Raw genomic sequence first — 21425 nt, 5'->3', positions numbered from 1 at the left:
AGATCTCCATGCTGGTGGACATGACAAGACATCTCCGCACCCTGATGGTCGGGCTCATCGCACTACTGGCCCTCGCCCTGTCGGCCTGCTCCTCGGGAACGTCGTCCGAGTCGTCCAGCTCGGCGGCCCCGTCCACGTCGGCCACGTCGTCCACGTCGCCCGAGGCGGCGACGCCGGCACCGTTCCCCGCCTCGGCGCGCTTCATGGCCGACACCGAGGCCGACGGCAAGAAGATGGCGATCGGCATCTCCGTCGACGGCGACAGCGTGACCGCCTACGCCTGCAACGGCGTCGACGACGAGGCGTGGTTCTTCGGCACCAGGAACGGCGACGACATCGGCATCACCAGCAAGTTCCGCGACACGCTCAAGGCCTCCTTCACCGGCACCGACCTCACCGGCGACCTCGTCATGAACGGCGTCACCTACCGCTTCACCGCCCCGCAGGTGAGCGGAGCGGCGGGCATGTACACCGCCGCCCTCGACGGCGTCCGCGCCTCCTGGATCGTGCGCCCGGACGGCACCGTCACCGGCGTCCAGTTCAACGGCGGCGTGTCCGGCCGTGACTTCGAACAGGCTCAGCTGCAACAGCTCAACACCGCTCAGTTCCAGGCGCAGGTGCGCAGCAAGCGCCTGCTGCAGCAGGCCGACCAGAACGTGAAGCTCGGCAACGGCACGCTCACCTCGAAGATCAACGGGCGCGACGTGACCGGCACGCTGGTCACCGGCACGACCCGCTTCGGCTGACGCCACCCCGGGGCCCCGCCACCGTCCGATCGTCCGGGCGGCGGCGGGGCCCTCGGCATCTCCCAGGGTCCTGGTTCCGTCGAGCCCCGGGCTTTTCCTCGTGCCGAACCGAACGGTTCTCACCCGCCGCACCGGCACGTAGCGTCGCGGCATCGTGACTGCTCCCATCGACGCCGCCGCCGCTGCCACGGTGGCCCGACCCACCCCGAGAACCGCTCCGTCGCAACGCCGGTGGGCTCTCATCCGGCTCGCGTCACCGGTCGTGCTGCTCGCGCTCTGGCAGCTCGGCAGCGCCCTTGGCCTCATCCCGCAGGACGTCCTGCCCGCGCCGTCACTCATCCTCGAGGCCGGCGTCGACCTGATCCGCAACGGTCAACTGGCCGACGCGCTCGGCGTGTCCGGCCTGCGCGTGATCGAGGGACTGCTCCTCGGCGGCGTCGTCGGTGTCGCGCTCGGCACCGCGGTCGGACTGTCCCGGTGGTGCGAAGCCACCATCGACCCGCCCATGCAGATGGTGCGCGCGCTGCCCCACCTCGGGTTGATCCCGTTGTTCATCCTCTGGTTCGGCATCGGCGAACTGCCCAAGGTGCTGCTCGTCGCGCTGGGCGTCAGCTTTCCGCTGTACCTCAACACCTTCTCGGCGATCCGGCAGGTGGACCCGAAGCTGTTCGAGACCGCCACCGTCCTGGGCTTCTCGTTCCGGCAGAAGTTCCTCGACATCATCGTGCCGAGCGCCGCGCCGCAGATCCTCGTCGGCTTCCGGCAGTCGCTGGCGATCGCGTGGCTGACGCTGATCGTGGCCGAACAGATCAACGCCGACTCGGGGATCGGCTTCCTGATCAACAACGCCCGCGACTTCCTGCGCATCGACGTCATCATCTTCGGGCTGATCGTCTACGCCCTGCTCGGCATCGGCACCGATGCCGTCGTCCGCATCCTCGAACGCCGAGCCCTGAGGTACCGCCAGTGACCCTCACCTCCGAACGCTCCACCGGCACCGCCGCCGAACTGCGCGGCGTCGACAAGTGGTACGGCGACCACCACGTCCTCGTCGACGTGTCGCTCCGCATCGCCACCGGCGAGATCGTCGCCCTGATCGGCCGCAGCGGATCGGGCAAGTCGACCGTGCTGCGCGTCCTCGCCGGCCTGACCGACGACCACGGCGGCGAACGCGTCGTCGCCGGGGCGCCGGCGCTCGCCTTCCAGGAACCGCGGCTGTTCCCGTGGCGCGACGTCCGCACCAACGTCGCCTACGGCTTGACCCGGGCGCGGCTGCGCAGGTCCGAGGTCTTGGCCCGAGCCGAGGCCGCTCTCACCGACGTCGGCCTGGCCGACCGCGCCGACGCCTGGCCGGTCACGCTGTCGGGCGGTCAGGCGCAACGGGTCTCGCTGGCACGAGCGCTCGTCGCCGAGCCGCAGCTGCTGCTGCTCGACGAACCGTTCGGTGCCCTCGACGCGCTGACCCGGCTGACGATGCGCGCACTGCTGCTCGACCTGTGGCGCCAACACCGCTTCGGGGTGCTGCTGGTCACCCACGACGTCGACGAGGCGGTCGCCCTCGCCGACCGGGTGGTCGTCCTCGAGGCCGGCCGCATCGTGCACACCCTCGACGTCGCCGACGTGCGCCGCCCGCCCGGTGATCCGTCCGCCGACACCGAACGCGACCGCGCCACGCTGCTCGACCACCTCGGCGTCCAGTTCTGACGCCGCCACTCATCGAAGGGGGAACATTCGTGTCCACGACCCGGCGGTCGGCTGCGTTGCGGCTGGCCGCACTCATCGCCGTGCTCGGCCTCCTCGCCGGCTGTGTCTCGCGCGAGCAGACCGGCGGCACCCAGACGGCGCCGTCGGACGTTCCGCTCTCCGAGCTGTCCGACCTCGTCCTGCACGTCGGCGACCAGAAGGGCGGCACCGAGGCCCTGCTGCGCTCGGCCGGCCAGCTCGAGGGGCTGCCGTACCGCGTCGAGTTCTCCACCTTCACCTCGGGGCCGCCCCAGATCGAAGCGGCGACCGCCGGCAAGATCGACTTCGCCATCACCGGCAACACCCCGCCGATCTTCGGTGCGGCCGCCAACGCCAAGGTGAAGGTCGTCTCCACCTACGACGGGGGCGGTGTCGGCGATCAGATCCTGGTGCACGACGACGCGCCGCTGCGCACCGTCGCCGACCTGCGCGGCAAGAGCATCGCGCTGGCCAAGGGCAGCTCGGCGCACGGCCATGTGCTCGTTCAGCTCGACCGGGCAGGCCTCACCCCGGCCGACGTGAAGCTCGTCTTCCTGCAACCCGCCGACGCGCTCACCGCCTTCACGCAGCGCCGTGTCGACGCCTGGGCGGTGTGGGATCCCTACACCGCGCAGACCGAGAAGGAGGTCCCCGTGCGCAGCGTCGCCAGCGCCACCGGCGTCACCAACGGCGCCGGCTTCGGGGTGGCGTCCGACGAGGCGCTGAGCGACCCGCGGCGCAACACCGCACTCGGCGATCTACTGGTGCGCTACGCCAAGGCCGTCCGGTGGGCGAAGGACAACCCCGACGACTGGGCCGCCAAGTACGCCACGGAGGTCTCCCTTCCGCCGGACGTCGCGGCGCTCGCGCAGGGCCGCAGCCTGCGCCTGCCCGCCGACCTCTCCGACGAACTGATCGCCACCGAACAGGAGATGACGGACCTGTTCGCCGAGTCCGGGCAGATCGCCGGCGCGCCGCGCTTCGCCGACTTCGTCGACCGGCGCTTCTCCGAGCGCCTGACGCCGTTCTACGTCGACCGCGGATAGGAGCCCTCGTGACAAGCACGGCCAAGTTCCATTGGTTCCTGCCCACCAGTGGCGACAGCCGCTCCATCGTCGGGTCGTCGCACGCCTCGTCGCAGCAGTCCGTCCCCGACGGTTACCGGCCACCGACCCGCCGCTACCTCGCGGAGATCGCCCGCGCCGCCGACCGGCTCGGCTTCGAAGGCGTCCTCACGCCCACCGGAACTTGGTGCGAGGACGCCTGGTTGACCGCGTCGGCGCTGCTCGCCGAGACCGAGCGACTCAAGTTCCTGGTGGCCTTCCGGCCCGGGCTGGTGCCACCCACACTGGCCGCCCAGCAGGCCGCCACCCTGCAGCGGTTCTCCGAGGGACGCGTGCTGCTCAACATCGTCACCGGCGGCGACGACCTGGAGCAACGCCGGTTCGGCGACTGGCTCGACCACGACGAGCGCTACGCGCGTACGGGGGAGTTCCTGCACCTCGTCCGGTCGATCTGGCGCGGCGAGCCCGTCGACTTCACCGGCGAGCACTACCGGGTGGCCGACGCGCGGGTGTCCACGCCGCCGGATCCGTTGCCGCGCATCTACTTCGGCGGCTCCTCACCGGCAGCGCTGCCGATCGCCGCAGAGTACGTCGACACCTACCTCACCTGGGGCGAACCGCCGTCGGATGCCGCCGCGAAGATCACCAGGGTCCGCGACCTCGCCGCCGAACGCGGCCGAGAGATCCGGTTCGGCATCCGGTTGCACACCATCAGCCGCGACACCTCGGAGGCCGCCTGGGCCGTCGCCCACCAGCTGGTCGCCGAACTCGATCCGGAGCACGTCGCGAAACAGACCGCGCTGCATGCGAAGTCGCAATCCGAGGGGCAGCGCCGGATGACCGCGCTGCACGGCGGCAAGCTCGACCAGCTGGAGATCTACCCCAACCTGTGGGCCGGCGTCGGGCTCGTCCGCGGCGGCGCGGGCACCGCGCTGGTCGGCAGCCACCAGGAGGTCGCCGACCTGATCTACGAGTACCACTCGGTCGGGTTCGACGAATTCATCCTGTCCGGCTACCCGCACCTCGAGGAGGCGTACTGGTTCGCCGAGGGCGTGCTGCCACTGTTGCGACACAAGGGCGTCGCCTGACGTCTCCGGGACCGTCAGCAGGCGTAGCGCCGGCCGACGTCGGCAGGCGCGGGCGTCGCCCGCAGGCACCCGAAGGTCCCGATGCCGTCGGCGGCGAAGGACACCGCCGAGCGGTGCGCGTAGTCGACGCACCACACGGCGGCCTCGTCGGTGCGGCAGCGGTAGTCGCCGAACGTCAGGCTGGCACCCGGCGGCAGCTCGGCGCCCACACCGTTGCCGAACCGGCCGGGATCGCCGTGCGCCGAGCCGACGACGACGCTGGGCCCGTCGAAGTCCACCCAGTTGCCCTTCCACTGCCCGTACACCTCGGCGGGGCGAGGCGGCGGGTCGCGCAGGTCCACCAGGCACGCCAGCGCCCCGTCGGCGCGGGCGTCGGTCATGCAGTTCGGCGTTCCCGCCGGCCCGGTGAAGGCCACGTCGGCGCCGAGGTCGGTGCGCACGCCGTCGCGCGTCGCCGCGTGATAGTCGGCGACGTCGGTCGGGGCGCCCGCCTCCACCCAGGCGATCACGGCGGCGATCGGGCTGCCGGGACCCGGTGCAGTGGTCGGCACGACCGACGACGACGGAAACCTGCTCGACGCGCTCGACGTCACCGAGGTCGACGGCGTGGTCAGCGCGGGCGTCGACGGCTCGTCGCCGGAGGTCGGCGAACACGCCGCCACCAGCGCGGACGCCCCGAGCAGCACGGCCAGTCGCATGCGGGCCAGGGTAATCGCCACCATTGGGAGGACCCACCGACGGGGCCGCACCGTGCAGGGCATACAGGGACTTCGCTACCGTCTTGTCATGCACGAGCGCACGGTTCGCGTGACGATCGACAGCGGCACCATCGAGGGCTTCACCCGTGACGGCGTCCATCGGTGGCGTTCGGTCCCATACGCGCGGCCCCCGGTGGGACGGCTGCGCTACCGGGCGCCGCAACCCCCGCAGCCGTGGCGCGGCGTACGGTACTGCCACGGTTACGCCTACTGCGCGCCGCAGGACCGGAAGTACACGCTCACCGGGGTCAACAAGTACCAACCGATGAGCGAGGACTGCCTGACGCTCAACGTCGTGACGCCCGAGCACTCCGACGGCGGCCCGCTGCCGGTGATGGTGTTCATCCACGGCGGCGGCTACATCCTGGGCAGTTCGGCCACCCCGATCTACGACGGTGCCGCACTCGCCCGGCGCGGCTGCGTCTACGTCTCGGTCAACTACCGCCTCGGGCCGCTGGGCTGCCTAGACCTCTCCTCGCTGTCCACCGCCGACGACCCGATCGACGACAACCTCTTCCTGCGCGACCTGGTACTGGCCCTGCAGTGGGTGCAGCGCAATGCGGCGGCGTTCGGCGGCGACGCGGACAACGTGACGATCTTCGGGGAGAGCGCCGGCGCGCACGCCGTCGCCACGCTGCTCGCCACGCCGTCGGCGGCCGGACTGTTCCACCGCGCCATCGCCGAGAGTCCCGCGAGCGGCATGGCGGGCAGCGCCGAGGTGGCCGCCGCGTTCGCCGAGGACTTCACGAAACTGCTCGGCGTGGCGCCCGCGGACGGCGCGGCCACCGTGATGTCGGCGAGCCCGCGGACGCTCGTCAAGGCACTCGATCAGCTGATGATCGACGGCATGAAGGCCATGCGCGGCGCCTTCCCCGTCGGGCCCACGTACGACACCGACATGCTGCCCAAGGACCCGGTTGCGGCGATGCGCGACGGCGACGCGCACCGGGTGCCCCTGATCGTCGGCACCAACAAGTCCGAGGGGCGGCTGTTCACCCGCTTCCTACAGCTGCTGCCGACCACCGAGCCCGCCATCGAGATGCTGCTGGCCGACAGCGACATCGAGGTCCGGGAGCGGATCACCAAGGCCTACCCCGGTTATCCCAGCGCGGCGGCGTGCGTACGGCTCGGCGGCGACTTCGCGTTCGGCACCGCGGCGTGGCAGATCGCCGAGGCGCACTCCCGGTACCAACCGACCTACGTCTACCGCTACGACTATGCGCCGCGGACGTTCCACTGGTCGGGCCTCGGCGCGACGCACGCCACCGAGCTGTTCGCGGTGTTCGACGTCTACCGGACGCGCTTCGGCGCGCTGCTCACCGCGGCCGCCGATCAACGGTCCGCGCGGCGCGTGAGCAACGACGTGCAGAACCGCTGGCGGTCCTTCAGCCGCTCCGGCGTCCCGGGGGAGGGCTGGCCCGTCTACGACACCGCCGACCGGCCCGTCCTGGTGTTCGACCGACGCACCCGCGTCGAGAACGACCCGAGCCCCGAACGGCGTCGCGCATGGGAGGGCTTCACCCTCACCGCGCACTGACCGCTCGGACCTAGTGGCCCGACCCCGTGTGCGTGCCGCCAGCTACGAGGGACTGACGACGACGTCGCGCGCCGTCGACGACGGAGCGGTAGGTGTCACGCCAGAAGTCCTCGGCCTGTTCGTTGCGGAACAGCAGGTCCCCCACCGAGCGCGGTCCGAGGACGACGACGGAATGGCCGGCGAAGGTCGAACGCTTGTGAGTCAGGCGCCACGGTCGGTCCTCGAACTGCGCGACCAGTGCACCCTGATAGCTCTCGACGTGCTCGGGCTGAGTGAACAACACCTTGTTGAACCCGACGGCGAAGGGCACGAGGTTGGCGTCTCCGTCCAGGTACCGCATCGTGCCGCCGGCCACTCCGGGCCACGCCTGATTGAAGACGTCGTCCGCGACGACGACGCCGCCCTCCGCGAGTACGGCGTCGGCCAGGCGCATGTCGCTCAGCACGATGTCCTCGGTGTGTCCTCCGTCGACGCTGAAGAGGCGGATGCGACCGTCGGCCAGTTCGCCGAGCGCCTCCGGCGTGAGTTTGGTCGAGTCGCCCTTTTTGATCACCACCTCGCCTTCCGATGACCAGACCCGAAGGTTCCTACGGAACCGGCGCAGATTCCCGCGACCCGACTTGTCGATGTTCAGTTCCTGGTCGTCGAACACGTCGATGGCCACGGACTTCTCGCTGCGTCTCTGCAGAAGGTGCAGGCCGATGAAGAACTTGCCCTGGTGGACGCCGATCTCGGCGACTCCACCACGAACACCGCGCTCGCGCTGCACCGAGTCGATGATGGCGACCATGGTCAGCACGTGCCGATCCATGAACCCATTGACGAACCACCGGCCCATTCCGCGGTATACGTCGAACTTCGTGACAGCGTCAGTGACCCCCATGAACCCCTCCCAAGGTTTACGTTCACGACAATTAATACACGCCCGTCGTTCGGATGGCGTCCAGGGCGGTGCCGCAGCCCCGAGTTGACACCCGTCAACCGATCGCCCGAATCCGCTGTGGCGGAGCCGATGCGTGTCCTACGTTGACGGGGTGCATGCCCCCGCCCTCATCGAACGCCCGTCCGACCTGACCGCGCAGTGGCTGACCGCCGTCCTCGACGCCGGTACCGTCACCGACTTCTTTGTCGAACGCATCGGCACCGGACAGATGAGCGAGTGCTACCGGGTGCGGCTGAGTTACGACGCCGACGCGGGCGGCCCGTCGTCGGTGGTGCTCAAGGTCGCCGCCGCGGACGCGAGCAGCCGGCAGACGGGGCTGGCGATGGGGCTCTACGAGCGCGAGGTCCGCTTCTACGCCGACGTGGCCCCCACGCTCGTAGGCCCGGTCGCGCCGTGCTTCCACACCGCCTACGACCCCGAGACCGGCATCTTCGACCTGCTGCTCGCCGACGCGGCGCCCGCCGAGGTCGGCGACGAGATCCGCGGCGCCACACCGGAACAGGCCACCACGGCGCTGACCCAGCTCGGGCTCGTCCACGGCCCGCTGCTGAACGACGAGTCGCTGGCCGGCGCGGACTGGCTCAACCGCGAGTCGCCGGTCAACCAGGGCCTGCTGGCCGCGCTGTACGCCGGGTTCGTCGAGCGCTACGCCGACCAGATCGCCGTCGAGCACCGCGAGGTGTGCGACCGGCTCGTCGACACCTTCGACGCCTACGTCGCGGCCGAGGACGCCGCCGACCGGCCGCGCGGCCTGATGCACGGCGACTACCGCCTCGACAACATGCTGTTCGGCCAGGCGGGCGCCGCGCGCGAACTGACCGTCGTGGACTGGCAGACCGTCACCTGGGGACCCGCATTCACCGACGTGGCCTACTTCCTGGGCTGCGCGCTGCCGGTGGAGCGGCGCCGCGCGCACTACGACGATCTGCTCGCCGCCTATCACGCCGCACTCGGCCCGGACTCGGGCGTGACGCTCGACGACGTGCGCGACGGGGTGCGGCGCCAGACGTTCTTCGGCGTGCTCATGGCCATCGTCTCGCCGATGCTCGTCGAGCGGACCGAGCGCGGCGACCAGATGTTCATGGCGATGATCGAGCGGCACTGTCAGCACGTCCTCGACACCGATGCGCTGGCCGTCCTTCCGGCGCCCAGTGCCCCGGAACCGTTGCAGCCCAGCGCCGTCGACGAGGGTCCGCACCCGCCCACCGACGAACCGGCGTGGAGTGAGAGTTGGTACTTCGACTTCGTCGACGCCGCCCAGGACGTCGGCGGCTGGATCCGCCTGGGCCTGGTGCCCAATCAGGGCCACGCCTGGATCAACGGCCTGGTATGCGGGCCGGGAATGCCGACCGTCGCGCTGCTCGACTTCGACGCGCCACTGCCCGCCGAGCACACCCGCGTGCGCGGCGACGGCGCCAGCCTCGACCTCGACGCCGTCGACCCACTGCGCACCTATCGGGTGTCCCTGCGCGGGCGGGCGGCCGCCTACGACGACCCCGCGGCGCTGCTGCGCGGCGAGGACGGCCGGCCCGTCGACCTCGAGATGGAACTCGAGTGGACGACCGTGGGCGTGCCCTACCAGTACCGACTCTCCACGCGGTACGAGATTCCGTGCGTGGTGTCCGGACGCGTCACCGCCGACGGGCGGTCGTGGCGGATCGATGGCGTGCCGGGTCAGCGCGACCACTCCTGGGCGGCGCGCGACTGGTGGAGCATGGATTGGGTGTGGAGCGCGCTGCACCTCGACGACGGCACCCACGTGCACGGACTCGACCTGCGCATCCCGGGCGCGCCGCCGCTCGCCGCGGGGTACGTGCAGCGCGACGGCGAGCCGCTGGTGGAACTCACCCACGTCACGGCGCGCGAGACGTTCGGCGCCGACGACCTCCCGGTGTCGACGGTCCTCGACTGCGCCCCCGGCGATCTCGCTCTCACCGTCGACGTGCGCGGCCACGCGCCGGTGCGGCTCACCGCGACCGACGGGCGGGTCAGCCGGTTCCCGCGCGCCTGGGCGACGGTGGCGGCCGCCGACGGCCGGACCGGCGTCGGGTGGATCGAATGGAACCGCAACCCGACCTGACGGCGGCCCGCATGGGAGGCTGTCGGAAATGGTGGCCAAGTCGATAGCCCTGTTCCTCGCTGCCGCGCTGCTGGAGATCGGTGGGGCGTGGCTGGTGTGGCAGGGCGTGCGCGAGCACCGCGGGTGGCCGTGGATCGGCGTCGGCGTGCTGGCGCTCGGCGCCTACGGGTTCGTGGCGGCCTTCCAGCCGGACGCCCACTTCGGTCGGGTACTGGCGGCCTACGGCGGCGTCTTCATCGCCGGATCGCTGCTGTGGGGCATGGTCGCCGACGGCTTCCGCCCCGACCGCTGGGACCTCGCGGGCGCCGTCGTGGCGCTGGCCGGCGTCGGTCTTATCATGTACGCGCCGCGCTGAGCGGACGCGCTCAGCGCGCGCCGAGGTGGGCGCTGTCGTCGTCGAGGTCCTCGCGGCGCAGCCCCATCGGCGTCGCCGCAGGGATGTCGCCGGCGGCGACGACTGCCCGGGTCAGCGGCGTGAGGGTGGCGAACAGACGCTCGACCTCGTCGTCGCTCAAGGCGTCGAGCACCGGCAGTGCCAGCGCATCGGTGCGATCCTCGACGTGAACCTTGAAGGCGGTGCCCTCCGGGGTGAGCGCGCCGTCGTCGTCGACGAGGCCGCGCGCCCGCAGCGCCTCGGTGCAGGCCGCCCACTCCCGCTCGTCGTACTTGCGGCTGAGCATGATGAAGTCTCGCGGTACCCGGTCGGCCAGGGCGTGCAGCACGTTGCACTCCCGGCCGCCGACGCCCTCGGCGACCAGAACCGCCACGTGCGCGTCGCCGCGTTGCTCGCGCAGCAGCGTGGTGGCGTGCCAAAGCGCGGCCACCGGCTCCTGCGGCCACGGCAGCGCGCGGTTCGCCGCGAACAGCGGGCGACCGCCGCCGTCGGCGGCGTGCGCGGCCTTGGTGAGCAGCCCTCCCGCGATCCGCACCGCCTCCGAATCGGCAACGCCGCAACGGTTCAGCGCCGCGACCGCCGACGCCTCCCGGGTGGCGAGGGCGACGCCCGGCGCGGCGATCGTCCACGCCGCGGGCAACGCCCGCCCCACGTGATCGGCGGCGAAGTTGTAGAACGCCGCGGCGACGACGTCCGCGGGCACCTCGCCGAGCGGCGCCGCCCGGCCCGCGAAGTAGCCCATCCAGAAGCCGCGGTAGCCGGCGGCGGTGAACGCGTCGAGCGCCTCGGGAGCGAAGTAGGTCAGCGCATGGACGGGTTCGATGCGCTCGAACAGGCGACGGGCGAGCGACGGCGACCGGGTCATCGATGCAGTCAATCACCCTCAATGACGCTGCTGGCGGCCTCGTCGATGATCGCCCGCATGGCGGCCTCGGCGGCCGCCTCGTCGCGCAGCCGGATCGCTCTGGCGACCTGGTCGTGCAACTCGATCGCCGCCGGGTTGGGCGTTTCGGGCATCAACCCGTGATGCGTGCGGCCGGTGAGCACCTCGGCGACGACGCCGTTGAGTGCGCGGAACATCTCGTTGCCGCTCGCCTCGAGGAGTGTGCGGTGAAACACCTTGTCCGCCAACAGGTACGACTCGAGGTCGCCGGACCGGCCGTGCATCACCATGTCGGACACCGCGGCGGCCATGATGCGGCACTGGTGCGGATCGGCGCGGTGGGCGGCCAGCGCCGCGGCGGCCGGCTCGAAGCCGCGGCGCAGCTCGGACAGCGAGACCAGCTGTGCGGCGCGGTCGCCCGAGTCGAGGCGCCAGCGGATGACGCGGGGGTCGAAGACGTTCCACTGCTCGGCCGGCTGGATGGTGATGCCCACCCGGCGGCGCGAGGACACCATGCCCATCGACTCGAGCACGCGGATCGCCTCGCGCGCGACGCTGCGGGACACTCCGTGCGTCGCACTGACGCCGTCGAGGGTGATCACGTCTCCACTGGGCAGCGTCCCGGAGACGATCTCCGACCCGATCGCGGTCAGCAGGCTGTCGTGCAGCGCGCTGACATTGGACGGACCGGACACGGATACATCCTGTCATACCGGGTCGCGCGGTCCTCTGGACTGAACAATATCGGTGTCTGCTTGCAATGGTCAGACTATTGCGAGAGAGTGTGTGACGTGAAGCACCACTGCGTAGGCGGTCGCCGATGACCGCCGCCCACGGACCCGTGGTCGTGATGGGCGTGTCCGGCTCCGGCAAGTCGACCGTCGGCGCCGCGCTGGCTCAGCGCCTGCGGGTCCCGTTCGCCGACGCCGACGACTTCCATCCCGCCGCCAACATCGCCAAGATGTCCGCCGGTCATCCGCTCGACGACGACGACCGTCGCCCCTGGCTGGAAGCCATCGGACAGTGGCTCGCCGAACACGACGACGGCGGCGTGATGAGCTGTTCGGCACTCAAGCGGTCCTACCGCGACCAGTTGCGCCGACACTGCCCCGACGTCGGCTTCCTGCACCTCAGTGGCACCCCCGAGGTGATCGGCCGCCGGCAGGCGAGCCGCCCTGGCCACTTCATGCCGGCATCGCTGCTGCAGTCGCAGTTCGACATCCTCGAGCCGCTTGGTCCGGACGAGCGCGGCGTCGCCATCGACGTCGACCAGAACATCGATTCGATCATCGACGACTACGTCACGCTGACGGGACTGGAGAAGTGATGAACACCGTGGTCACCCTGCTCGCCGACGCGCCCGAACTGGCCGAGCCGGTCGCCTCCACGCCACGGTTGGCGCTGGCGTTCGCCGTCGGCATCGCCGTCATCGTCCTGCTCATCACGGTGGTGAAGCTGCATCCGTTCCTCGGCCTGATCTTCGGGGGGTTCGCCGTCGGCGTGGTGGCCGGGGAGTCCTTCACCACCGTGCTGGCGTCGTTCACCGACGGGTTCGGCAAGACGGCGGCGAGCGTCGGCATCCTCATCGCGCTCGGCGCGATGTTCGCGAAACTCCTGGCCGACTCCGGCGGAGCCGACGAGATCGTCGACACCATCGTCGGCCACGCGTCGCCGCGCATGCTGCCGTGGGCGATGGCACTGGTGGGCGCGATCATCGGCCTGCCGATGTTCTTCGAGATCGGCCTGGTCCTGCTGATGCCGGTGATCTACCTGGTGGCTCGGCGCTCGGGGCTGTCGCTGATCACGATCGGCATCCCGGCGCTGGCGGGTCTGTCCGCCATGCACGGGTTCGTCCCGCCGCACCCCGGACCGCTCGCCGCGATCGGCTACCTGGAGGCCGACCTGGGCGTGACGCTCGCACTCGGCGTGCTGGTCGCGGTACCCACCATCGTCATCGCCGGCCCGCTGTTCGGGAAGCTCGCGGGTCGCTGGGTCGTGGTCGGCGCACCGGACACCTGGGAGACCGACGACGACGCCGAACGCGAGACCCGCGCCCGGCCGTCCTTCGGCATCACGCTGTTCTCGGTGCTGCTGCCGGTGTTCCTCATGCTGGGCAAGGCGCTCGTCGACATCTTCATCGACGACGAGTCGCAGTGGTTCCGGGTGCTGTTCGACACCCTGGGCACACCGCTGGTGGCCCTGCTCATCGCCGTCATCGTCGGCATGGTGACCCTCGGCCGCGGCGCCGGCATGGGCCGTGACCGCATCACCACGACCATCGAATCGAGCCTGCCGCCCGTCGCGGGCATCATCCTCATCGTCGCCGCGGGCGGCGGCTTCAAGGAGGTGCTCGTCGACACCGGCATCGGCACCGCGCTGAAGAACCTCGCCGAGGGCACCAACGTGTCGGTCCTGCTGCTCGCCTGGGGCCTGGCGGTGCTCATCCGCCTCGCCACCGGCTCGGCGACCGTCGCCACGGTGACGGCGTCGTCGCTCATGATCGGGCTGATCGAGGGCATGAGTTCCGGCGAGGTGTCGCTGGTCGTGCTGGCCGTCGGCGCCGGTTCGCTGTTCTTCTCCCACGTCAACGACGCCGGCTTCTGGCTGGTCAACCAGTACTTCCGGCTCACCGTAGGCCAGACCATCAAGACCTGGTCGATCATGGAGACCGTGCTGTCGGTCAGCGGCCTGGCCGTGGTGCTCCTGCTCGACCTGGTGATCTGACGCGACCGGCGCATACGACGAAGCCGGGCCCCCGACGGGGACCCGGCTTCGTCGATGTCGGCCGCGGGTCAGCTGAGCCGGCGAGCCTGCTTCTTGGCGTCCTTGCGGGCCTGCTTGGCCTGCTTGCGTGCGGTCTCGGCCAACTCGGCGCCACGGTCGGACGCCAGATCGGCGAACTCATAGCCCCGATCGATGGCGCGGTCGGCCAGGTCGAGGCCGCGCGACCGCGCCACGGACACCAGCTCGGGACCGCGCTTCTGCGCCTTCTTCGCCAGCTTGTCGCTGCGCTTCTGCGCCTCGGCAGCCAGCTTCTCGCTGCGCTTCTGCGCCTTTTTGGCGAGCTTGTCACCGCGCTTGGAGGCGACGTCGGCGAACTCGCTGCCCCGCTTCGACGCGACGTCGGCCCACTCGCTGCCCCGCTTGGACGCGACGTCGGCGAACTCGGCACCGCGGTCGCGGGCGACCTCGGCCAGCTCGGCGCCACGGTCACGGGCCACCTCGGCCAGCACCGCACCGCGCTTCTGCGCGACCTCGGCGAGTTCGGCTCCGCGCTTCGAGGCCACCTCGGCGAACTCCGCACCGCGCTTGGAGGCCACCTGCGCCAGCTCGCGGCCCCGCTCGGCACCCACGTGCAGCCCGCTCTGCAGGTTCTGCCCGACGCGGTCGACCAGGTCGCTGTCGATCAGTGCGCCCGACGACGACGAGGGCAGGACGCCGGCGACGGAGTCGGAGACCTTGCGGGCGGCCCGACGCCCGCGCCACCCCAGCGACGGCTTGCCCTCGGTGTCGACGGCGGCGATAATCAGGCCGCCGATGAGGCTGACGTCGGCGAGGAAGGCGCGCCGCTCGTTGGCCTTGCGCTCGGGATCCGTCTCGTTCCAGAACGCGTGTGCGCCAAGGCTTCCCGGCACCACGCTGAACGCGAGGGCGGCCGACGCCAGTCGCGGCAGCTTACCGGTGGCGAGCAGCAGACCCGCGCCGATCTGCACGCCTGCCGTGACCTTGGCGACCGTCTCGGCGTCGGTGGGGACGTTGGGGCCGACCGGGTCGGGGAGCTTGCTCAGGCCGTCCAGCGTCGGACGCGCCGCGTCCGCGGCGGGTTTCGGGCTGCGCAGCGAATCGACACCGCGAGCGATGAAGGTGGTGGCCAACATGGGTCGGGCGACGCGTCTGATCAACATGGCCCCGGTTATTCCCCCGGGGTCGGGGCGACAAACACCGCATCTGATCTAGATCCGGGGTGGCCGTTGCGCCGTCAGCGAGGCACTGCCCGCAGCCCCTTCAGCGCAGGTAGCTTCTGTCGGTGACCCCTGAGAGCAAGGAGAACGCGGTGACCCTCGTCGCGGGAATCGACTCGTCCACGCAGTCCTGCAAGGTGTTGGTCTGCGACGCCGACACCGGCGAGATCGTGCGGTCGGGTTCGGCGACGCACCCGGACGGCACCGAGGTGGATCCCGCCGCCTGGTGGGCGGCGCTGGGCGACGCCGCCGCGGCCGCGGGTGGCCTCGACGACGTCGCCGCGGTCTCGGTGGGCGCCCAGCAGCACGGCATGGTGTGCCTCGACGCGGGCGGCGAGGTGGTGCGGCCCGCGCTGCTGTGGAACGACACCCGCTCCAGCGGCGCCGCCGCGGCACTGGTCGACGAACTCGGCGGTCCGGCCGCGTGGGCGGACCGCATCGGCGTCGTCCCGGTCGCCGCCATCACCGCGTCCAAGCTGCGCTGGCTGGTCGACCACGAACCGGGGCACGCCGACGCGACCGCGGCCGTGTGTCTTCCGCACGACTGGCTGACGTGGCGGCTGACCGGCGGCGCCGACCTCGCCGACCTGCGCACCGACCGCAGCGACGCCAGCGGCACCGGCTACTTTTCCGCCGCCGACGGCACCTACGACGTCGAACTGCTCGAACTGGCGATGCGGGGCCGCCGGCCGGCCACCCCGGAGGTAGTCGCCCCGGCCGGAACCGCCGGTACGACTCGTTCCGGGGCGCTGCTCGGCGCCGGCGCCGGCGACAACGCCGCCGCCGCGCTGGGCGTCGGGGCCGGTCCCGGCGACTGCGTGGTCTCGCTGGGCACGTCCGGCGTGGTCAGCGCCGTGGGCGATGCCGCGCCGCACGACGCCTCCGGGCTGGTGGCCGGTTTCGCCGACGCCACCGGCCGCCAGCTGCCCCTGGTGTGCACGCTGAACGGGGCTCCGGTCCTCGCCGCGGTCACGCGCATGCTGGGGGTCGACTTCGCCGAACTCGACCGGCTGGCGCTCGCCGCGCCCGCCGGCGCGCAGGGGCTGGCGCTGGTGCCCTACTTCGACGGCGAACGCTCACCCAACCTGCCCGACGCCGAGGGTGCGCTGCACGGGGTGACGACGCGCAATCTCACCCCCGGCAACGTGGCGCGGGCCGCGGTCGAGGGGCTGCTCAGTTCCATCGCCTTCTGTCTGGACCGCATCGCTGCCGAGGGCATCGCCGTCCACCGCGTGATCCTGGTGGGGGGCGGCGCGCGCTCCGAGGCCGTCCGACGCATCGCCCCGGCGATCCTCGGCAAGCCGGTGCACGTGCCGACCCCGGGGGAGTACGTGGCCCTGGGCGCCGCGCGTCAGGCGGCGTGGGCGGCGGCCGGCGGCGACGCCCCGCCCGCGTGGACGATCGGCGAGACGGCCACCTACGAGGCCGACCCGACGCCCGCGGTGGTCGAGCGCTACCACGCCGCGCAGCGGCTCACGCTGGGTCAGTGAGCGCGGTGCCCGGGCGCTCGCGGGCCGTCGGGCGCGGCCACCGTGCCTGCGAGGGTGCGTCGTCGGGTCGCAGCCCGTCCAGCACGGCCCGCAGCGGCGGCCACGTCGACCGTCCCACCCGGGTGACCGCATAGGCGGTGAGCGTGACGGTGTGGTCGCGCAGCGGCAGGACGTCCACGCCGGCGGCGGTCGGCCGGTCGAGCGGCAGCAATCCGACGCCGTAGCCCGCGGTGATGAGGTCCTCGACCAGGTCGAGGCTGTCGATCTGGTGTGCGATCCGCGGGGTGAACCCGGCGAGCGCGCCGAGCGTGCGCACCGCATCCTCGTCGGCGGTGTTGCGCGAGTTGACGATCCAGGTGTGCTCGGCGAAGTCGGCGAGTGCCACGTCGGGACCGGTGGCGTCCCCGGCCCGCACGCCGAGTCCCCAGCGGGCGGACCACAGCGCGACCGGTTCCAGCACCGGCCCGGGTGCTGCGGGCGCCAGGTCGTAGTCGTAGGTCAGCGCGAGGTCCAGGTCGTCGTCGGCCAGCAGCGCGAACGCCTCCCGCGGCTCGTACTCGGAGATCACCACCTCGATCCCGGGGTGCCGCCGCGCGAGGTCGGCGACGATCGGCAGCAGCGACACCCGGATGCCGGTCGCGAAGCCGCCGACGCGCAGCGTGCCGACGGGTTCGGCGTCCGGGTCCAGGTCGAGGCGGGCGGCGTCGACCGCAGCGAGGATCGTGACGGCGTGGTCGGCCAGCCGCCGCCCGGCCGGGGTGAGCCGCACCCGGCGGCCCTCGGGTTCGATCAGCGGCGTGCCGGCCTCCCGGGCAAGCGCGGCGATCTGCTGCGACACCGTCGAGGTGGTGAGCCGGTGGGTCTCGGCGACGGCACGCATCGACCCCAACCGCGACAGGGCGAGCAGCAGGTGCAGTCGGCGCGTGTCCACGGCACACATTGTGCGCCCATGCCGAACGCACGGCGGGCGACCGTTTCGCCATGTGCGACGATGCCGAGATGACCGCTCGCCCGGCGCACTTCACCCGAACCTCTGACGACGTGTTCGCGCCGACGCCGTTCGCGCAGAGCCACTGGGGCGACGACCACCTCAACGGCCCGGCGCTCGTCGGGCTCGCCGCAGCGGCGCTCGACGACCGCTACGGCGACCCGGAGTTCACCCCGGCCCGCCTGACGGTCGACCTGTTCAAGGCCGGCCGGAGCCGTCCGACGCTCGTCCGGACCCGGGTGCTGCGCGAGGGCCGCCGGGTGCGCAATGCCGAGTGCGAGCTGGTGCAGGACGACGCCACGATCGTGCGCGCGGTCCTGGTGCAGTACCGCCGCTCGGAGCCGCCGCGCGGCGAGGAGTGGAGGGCCGAGCCGGTGTTCGAACGGCCCGACGACGTCGTGGACGGCAGGCACATCTACGTCGGTTCGGACGGGCACGGCTGGACCACGGCGATCGCCGACCATCAGAACGCGCAGCGCAAGCGGTGTCTGAACCGCTCGATCGACGCCATCGAGGGCCGGCAGAACGCGCCGCTGGTGAACGCCGCGATGGCCGCCGAGGGCACCAGCCTGGTGACCAACCTCGGCTCGGCGGGCGTCGGCTACATCAATGGCGACCTCACCGTCGCGCTGGCGCGACTGCCGAAGGACGGCTGGATCGGGGTGCAGGCCGACGCGCACTGGACGGCCGACGGCATCGGCGTCGGTACTGCCACGCTGTTCGACGACGCGGGCCCGTTCGGCACCGGCATGGTGACCGCCGTGAGCAACCCGGCGGCGCAGATCGACTTCACCGACGACCCCTTCCCCGACCGGACGCGATGACCGCCGTCCCCGCCCTCCCGGGCGGACCCCCGACGTAGGGTTGGCGGCGTGGACCTGCTGCTCGGCATCGACATGGGGACGGGGAGCACGAAGGGCGTCCTGGTCGACGCCGCCGGGTCGGTCATCGCCACCGAGACGGTTCCCCACGCGATGTCGCTGCCCCGCCCGGGCTGGGCCGAGGTCGACGCCGAGGGGCTGTGGTGGCGCGAGGTGTGCGAGGTGGCGGGCAAGCTGGTCGCCCGGATGCCCACCGGCGGCGTGCTGGGCGCCCTGTGCGTCAGCGGCGTGGGTCCCTGCCTGGTGCTCTGCGACGCCGACCTGCGGCCGCTGCGACCGGCAATCCTCTACGGCGTGGACACTCGCGCCGTCGACGAAATCGATTCGCTGACGGACGAATTCGGCACCGATGCCATCTTGGAACGGGCGGGTACCCTGCTGTCCAGCCAGGCCGTCGGGCCGAAGCTCGAGTGGGTGCACCGGCACGAGCCGGAGGTGTTCGCCGCCGCGGCAGGGTGGTACGGCTCGAACTCCTACGTCGCCGCCAAGCTCACCGGCGAGTACGTGATGGATCACCACACCGCCAGCCAGTGCGACCCGTTGTACGCCACCCGCGACTTCGACTGGAACCTGCCGTGGGCCAAGCGGATCTGCGGCCACCTGCCGCTGCCGCGGCTGGTGTGGCCCAGCGACGTGGTCGGCACCGTGCACGCCGCCGCGGCGGCCGCCACGGGAGTGCCGGTGGGCACGCCCGTCGTCGCCGGCACCGTCGACGCGTACTCCGAGGCGTTCTCGGTGGGCGTCCGCCACCCCGGTGACCAGATGCTGATGTACGGCTCGACGATGTTCCTCGTTCAGATCATCGACGAGTACTTCAGCGATCCGACGCTATGGACCACGGCCGGCATCGAGCACGGCAGCCTCGCTCTCGCCGCGGGCACGTCGACCGCGGGCAGCCTGATCGGGTGGCTGCAGACCGTCACCGGCGGAGCGCCGTTCGACGAGCTGGTGGCCGAGGCCGCGGCGGTCCCGCCCGGCAGCGAGGGGCTGCTGGTGCTGCCGTACTTCGCCGGTGAACGGACCCCGGTGTTCGATCCGAAGGCGCGCGGCGTGCTGGCAGGCCTCACGCTGCGGCACGGCCGCGGCCATCTCTTCCGGGCGGCCTACGAGGGCATCGCCTTTGGGATCCGGCAGATCCTGGAGCGCTTCGACGACGCCCATTCGGGCACGCGGACCGTCGCCGTGGGCGGTGGTCTCCGCAGCCCGGTGTGGGCGCAGGCCGTCAGCGACGTCACCGGTCGCGTCCAACTGGTGCCCGAGCAGGCCATCGGGGCGAGTTACGGCGACGCCCTGCTCGCGGCGATCGGCGTCGGCATGGTGCCGGCCGGGACGGACTGGGCCAGGATCTCGCGCGAGATCGTCCCGAATCCGGGCACCCGGGCCCTCTACGAAGACCTCTACGGCACGTGGCGCGAGCTGTATCCGGCGACGCGGACGCAGGTGCACCGGCTGGCGACCACCGATCCGGCGCCACCTGCCGGCTGAGTACTCAGGGAGCGCCCATGCCTCCCGTCAGGGGGTGACTGGACGATGTGAGGCCGCCTTCGTTGACCTGGTCGCCTCCGCGATACTCGCGAAGGTATGCCGAGCGCCAGCGCGGCCAATCGAGATACTGCGGGCCCGCATCGGCGCGATAGCGCCGGTATTGGCCGCGGATCGTACGAAACGACCGACGCGCCTCGCGCGCGGACCGTGCCGCGGCGTGGTTGGCCGCGCGTTCCCGAGCTGCGGTCAGCGGCACGGGCGGGTCGCGGAAGATGCGTCGACGATGCGCGAACACCCCCACATGCTAATCCTTCCCGGGGTTACCGGTCCGGACGTCGTCGAGCAGCGCCTGCGCCGTGACCGGGTCGGTGACGAGCTGCTTGAAGTATCCGCCGCGGGCGCCGGCGGTGATCGAGGAGATCTTGTCCTGGCCCACGGCCACCGCGATGGTGACCGGAACGTGGTGCAGCGACTCGAGTTCTAGGGCGATGAGGCGGTCGCTGCCCTCGAAGTGCACGGGCGCTCCGGCCCGGTCGTAGAAGCGTGAGCAGACGTCGCCCACGGCGGCGCGCAGCGACGACGAGCCGGTCGGCACGAATCGCGGGATGTCCGAACGGGTCAGCGGTGGCGCACCGACGCCCATCAGCGCGCACCGCGCGGTCGGCCACTGGTGCAGCACCCGCTGGATGCTGGGGTCCTTCAACAGCGACCGGTACAGCTCCGGGCCCGGAAGTGCCGGAGCGAACAGATAATTCGCGCGACCACCGACGCGATTGGCGACCAGCCGGGTGATCTCGTTGGTCTGGTACCACTCCTCGGGCTGGTCGTTGCCGCCGACGGTGGGGGCGACGACGACGCCGGGCAGCGACGTGAGTTCGTGCTGTGCCACCTCGTAGACGGTGCGGCCCGAGGACACCAGGAGCACGTCACCGGGGAGCAGCCCCGCCTCGCTCAGTGCCCGCCCCACCGCGGGGGCGAGCGCGCGTCCCATGACGTCCAGCACGGTGCGGCCGGGGGCCGGAATCGGTAGCGGCGCACTGAGGTAGACGCTCTCGAGCTTGAGCGCGCGGGCGAGCTGGTCGGCGAGGTCGCCGGGACGGGCCTCCGCGGGCGGCACCACCTCGATCCGGACGATGCCCTGGCGCTTGGCCTCGGCGAGGAGGCGGCTCACCGTGGCGCGGCTGGTGCCGAGTTTCTCGGCCACCTCGGCCTGCGTGGCGTCGTCCTCGTAGTACAGCCGCGCCGCGGTGTACAGCAGCGCCGGCGGAAAGTGGCTGGTCTCGGCCATGGGCACGGCACCGCCGGCCGCACCGTCGACGGCCACCGCGGGGTTGGGCTGGGCCGGCCGAGGCATGCCCCGAGTATGTCACCGAATCCCGCATGCACATATGTTCTGAGCGGAAT

At 71.6% G+C, this 21425-nt stretch carries 21 protein-coding genes; 13 read left to right on the top strand and 8 right to left on the bottom strand.

Annotated elements, in window-relative coordinates; all coding sequences use genetic code 11:
• Positions 1-20: 20 nt before the first annotated feature.
• The 5 genes from FZ046_RS21550 to FZ046_RS21530 all read left to right on the top strand — a co-directional run bounded on the left by FZ046_RS21550 (position 21) and on the right by FZ046_RS21530 (position 4620).
• Entirely contained in the window at positions 21-746 is a 726-nt protein-coding gene (locus FZ046_RS21550; RefSeq protein ID WP_070351482.1) for a hypothetical protein, read from the top strand.
• Positions 747-900: 154 nt separating this feature from the next.
• A complete protein-coding gene (locus FZ046_RS21545; protein WP_176749493.1) occupies positions 901-1716 on the top strand; it encodes an ABC transporter permease in 816 nt (271 codons plus the stop codon).
• Positions 1713-2450 carry an ABC transporter ATP-binding protein gene (locus tag FZ046_RS21540; RefSeq protein ID WP_070351410.1) on the top strand — a complete coding sequence of 246 codons (738 nt, stop codon included), beginning with the start codon at positions 1713-1715 and terminating at the stop codon, positions 2448-2450. Before FZ046_RS21545 ends, FZ046_RS21540 begins: the two co-directional genes overlap by 4 nt.
• Positions 2451-2479: 29 nt before the next feature.
• A complete protein-coding gene (locus FZ046_RS21535; RefSeq protein ID WP_070351409.1) occupies positions 2480-3514 on the top strand; it encodes an ABC transporter substrate-binding protein in 1035 nt (344 codons plus the stop codon).
• 8 nt (positions 3515-3522) lie between these two features.
• Positions 3523-4620: an LLM class flavin-dependent oxidoreductase gene (locus FZ046_RS21530; RefSeq protein ID WP_070351408.1), complete on the top strand. Its 1098-nt coding sequence runs from the start codon at positions 3523-3525 to the stop codon at positions 4618-4620.
• 14 nt (positions 4621-4634) lie between these two features.
• On the opposite strand, the gene FZ046_RS21525 is transcribed toward FZ046_RS21530, so the two are convergent.
• Positions 4635-5318, bottom strand: a complete 684-nt coding sequence (locus FZ046_RS21525) for a hypothetical protein (RefSeq protein ID WP_070351481.1) — start codon at positions 5316-5318, stop codon at positions 4635-4637.
• 88 nt (positions 5319-5406) lie between these two features.
• Between FZ046_RS21525 and FZ046_RS21520 the strand changes: the two genes are divergently transcribed.
• Positions 5407-6915, top strand: coding sequence for a carboxylesterase/lipase family protein (locus FZ046_RS21520; protein WP_070351407.1), 1509 nt, complete (start codon positions 5407-5409; stop codon positions 6913-6915).
• A gap of 10 nt (positions 6916-6925) precedes the next feature.
• Here the strand turns inward: FZ046_RS21520 and FZ046_RS21515 are convergent, their stop codons facing one another.
• Entirely contained in the window at positions 6926-7726 is an 801-nt protein-coding gene (locus FZ046_RS21515) for a class I SAM-dependent methyltransferase (RefSeq protein WP_246182837.1), read from the bottom strand.
• A gap of 205 nt (positions 7727-7931) precedes the next feature.
• Here FZ046_RS21515 and FZ046_RS21510 point away from each other — a divergent pair, with 205 nt between their 5' ends.
• Together FZ046_RS21510 and FZ046_RS21505 are read left to right on the top strand one after the other, a co-directional pair.
• The gene (locus FZ046_RS21510) at positions 7932-9938 is read left to right on the top strand and encodes a DUF7064 domain-containing protein (protein WP_246182836.1); all 2007 of its coding nucleotides are present in this window, start codon (positions 7932-7934) and stop codon (positions 9936-9938) included.
• A 28-nt stretch (positions 9939-9966) separates the two neighbouring features.
• On the top strand, positions 9967-10293 hold the full coding sequence (locus FZ046_RS21505) for a YnfA family protein (protein WP_070351405.1): 327 nt from the start codon (positions 9967-9969) through the stop codon (positions 10291-10293).
• Between the two features lie 10 nt (positions 10294-10303).
• Here FZ046_RS21505 and FZ046_RS21500 read toward each other — a convergent pair whose 3' ends face one another.
• Complete coding sequence (locus FZ046_RS21500; protein ID WP_070351404.1) at positions 10304-11197, bottom strand: SCO6745 family protein; 894 nt, start codon at positions 11195-11197, stop codon at positions 10304-10306.
• A gap of 8 nt (positions 11198-11205) precedes the next feature.
• Positions 11206-11910 (bottom strand): FadR/GntR family transcriptional regulator, encoded by a 705-nt coding sequence (locus FZ046_RS21495; RefSeq protein ID WP_070351403.1) that lies wholly within the window; start codon positions 11908-11910, stop codon positions 11206-11208.
• 125 nt (positions 11911-12035) lie between these two features.
• On the opposite strand from FZ046_RS21495, the gene FZ046_RS21490 reads away from it, so the two are divergent.
• Together FZ046_RS21490 and FZ046_RS21485 are read left to right on the top strand one after the other, a co-directional pair.
• Entirely contained in the window at positions 12036-12542 is a 507-nt protein-coding gene (locus FZ046_RS21490; protein ID WP_070351402.1) for a gluconokinase, read from the top strand.
• Entirely contained in the window at positions 12542-13939 is a 1398-nt protein-coding gene (locus tag FZ046_RS21485) for a GntP family permease (protein WP_070351401.1), read from the top strand. Before FZ046_RS21490 ends, FZ046_RS21485 begins: the two co-directional genes overlap by 1 nt.
• 68 nt (positions 13940-14007) lie before the next feature.
• On the opposite strand, the gene FZ046_RS21480 is transcribed toward FZ046_RS21485, so the two are convergent.
• A complete protein-coding gene (locus tag FZ046_RS21480; RefSeq protein WP_070351400.1) occupies positions 14008-15120 on the bottom strand; it encodes a DoxX family protein in 1113 nt (370 codons plus the stop codon).
• Between the two features lie 149 nt (positions 15121-15269).
• Here FZ046_RS21480 and xylB point away from each other — a divergent pair, with 149 nt between their 5' ends.
• The gene (gene xylB, locus FZ046_RS21475) at positions 15270-16667 is read left to right on the top strand and encodes a xylulokinase (protein ID WP_070351399.1); all 1398 of its coding nucleotides are present in this window, start codon (positions 15270-15272) and stop codon (positions 16665-16667) included.
• Here xylB and FZ046_RS21470 read toward each other — a convergent pair.
• The gene (locus FZ046_RS21470) at positions 16651-17598 is read right to left on the bottom strand and encodes a LysR family transcriptional regulator (RefSeq protein ID WP_070351398.1); all 948 of its coding nucleotides are present in this window, start codon (positions 17596-17598) and stop codon (positions 16651-16653) included. The genes xylB and FZ046_RS21470 overlap by 17 nt on opposite strands.
• Before the next feature lie 68 nt (positions 17599-17666).
• Between FZ046_RS21470 and FZ046_RS21465 the strand changes: the two genes are divergently transcribed.
• Both FZ046_RS21465 and FZ046_RS21460 read left to right on the top strand, forming a co-directional pair.
• Entirely contained in the window at positions 17667-18479 is an 813-nt protein-coding gene (locus tag FZ046_RS21465) for an acyl-CoA thioesterase domain-containing protein (protein ID WP_070351479.1), read from the top strand.
• Positions 18480-18527: 48 nt separating this feature from the next.
• Positions 18528-20021, top strand: coding sequence for an FGGY-family carbohydrate kinase (locus FZ046_RS21460; protein ID WP_070351397.1), 1494 nt, complete (start codon positions 18528-18530; stop codon positions 20019-20021).
• A gap of 4 nt (positions 20022-20025) precedes the next feature.
• Here the strand turns inward: FZ046_RS21460 and FZ046_RS21455 are convergent, their stop codons facing one another.
• Positions 20026-20316: a hypothetical protein gene (locus FZ046_RS21455; RefSeq protein WP_083297981.1), complete on the bottom strand. Its 291-nt coding sequence runs from the start codon at positions 20314-20316 to the stop codon at positions 20026-20028.
• 9 nt (positions 20317-20325) lie between these two features.
• On the bottom strand, positions 20326-21375 hold the full coding sequence (locus FZ046_RS21450) for a sugar-binding transcriptional regulator (RefSeq protein ID WP_070351396.1): 1050 nt from the start codon (positions 21373-21375) through the stop codon (positions 20326-20328).
• Positions 21376-21425: the final 50 nt, after the last annotated feature.

This window comes from Mycolicibacterium grossiae (genome assembly GCF_008329645.1).
Taxonomy (GTDB): Bacteria; Actinomycetota; Actinomycetes; order Mycobacteriales; family Mycobacteriaceae; genus Mycobacterium; species Mycobacterium grossiae.
This window is presented reverse-complemented; position numbering and strand designations above follow the sequence as displayed.

Excerpts from the sequence above, each read along its gene's own strand:
- FZ046_RS21490 (WP_070351402.1), top strand. The coding sequence starts at position 12,036 with ATGACCGCCGCCCACGGACCCGTGGTCGTGATGGGCGTGTCCGGCTCC.
- FZ046_RS21485 (WP_070351401.1), top strand. The coding sequence starts at position 12,542 with ATGAACACCGTGGTCACCCTGCTCGCCGACGCGCCCGAACTGGCCGAG.
- FZ046_RS21515 (WP_246182837.1), bottom strand. The coding sequence starts at position 7,726 with ATGGATCGGCACGTGCTGACCATGGTCGCCATCATCGACTCGGTGCAG.
- FZ046_RS21480 (WP_070351400.1), bottom strand. The coding sequence starts at position 15,120 with ATGTTGATCAGACGCGTCGCCCGACCCATGTTGGCCACCACCTTCATC.
- FZ046_RS21450 (WP_070351396.1), bottom strand. The coding sequence starts at position 21,375 with ATGCCTCGGCCGGCCCAGCCCAACCCCGCGGTGGCCGTCGACGGTGCG.
- FZ046_RS21505 (WP_070351405.1), top strand. The coding sequence starts at position 9,967 with ATGGTGGCCAAGTCGATAGCCCTGTTCCTCGCTGCCGCGCTGCTGGAG.
- FZ046_RS21465 (WP_070351479.1), top strand. The coding sequence starts at position 17,667 with ATGACCGCTCGCCCGGCGCACTTCACCCGAACCTCTGACGACGTGTTC.
- FZ046_RS21520 (WP_070351407.1), top strand. The coding sequence starts at position 5,407 with ATGCACGAGCGCACGGTTCGCGTGACGATCGACAGCGGCACCATCGAG.
- FZ046_RS21525 (WP_070351481.1), bottom strand. The coding sequence starts at position 5,318 with ATGCGACTGGCCGTGCTGCTCGGGGCGTCCGCGCTGGTGGCGGCGTGT.
- FZ046_RS21500 (WP_070351404.1), bottom strand. The coding sequence starts at position 11,197 with ATGACCCGGTCGCCGTCGCTCGCCCGTCGCCTGTTCGAGCGCATCGAA.
- FZ046_RS21550 (WP_070351482.1), top strand. The coding sequence starts at position 21 with ATGACAAGACATCTCCGCACCCTGATGGTCGGGCTCATCGCACTACTG.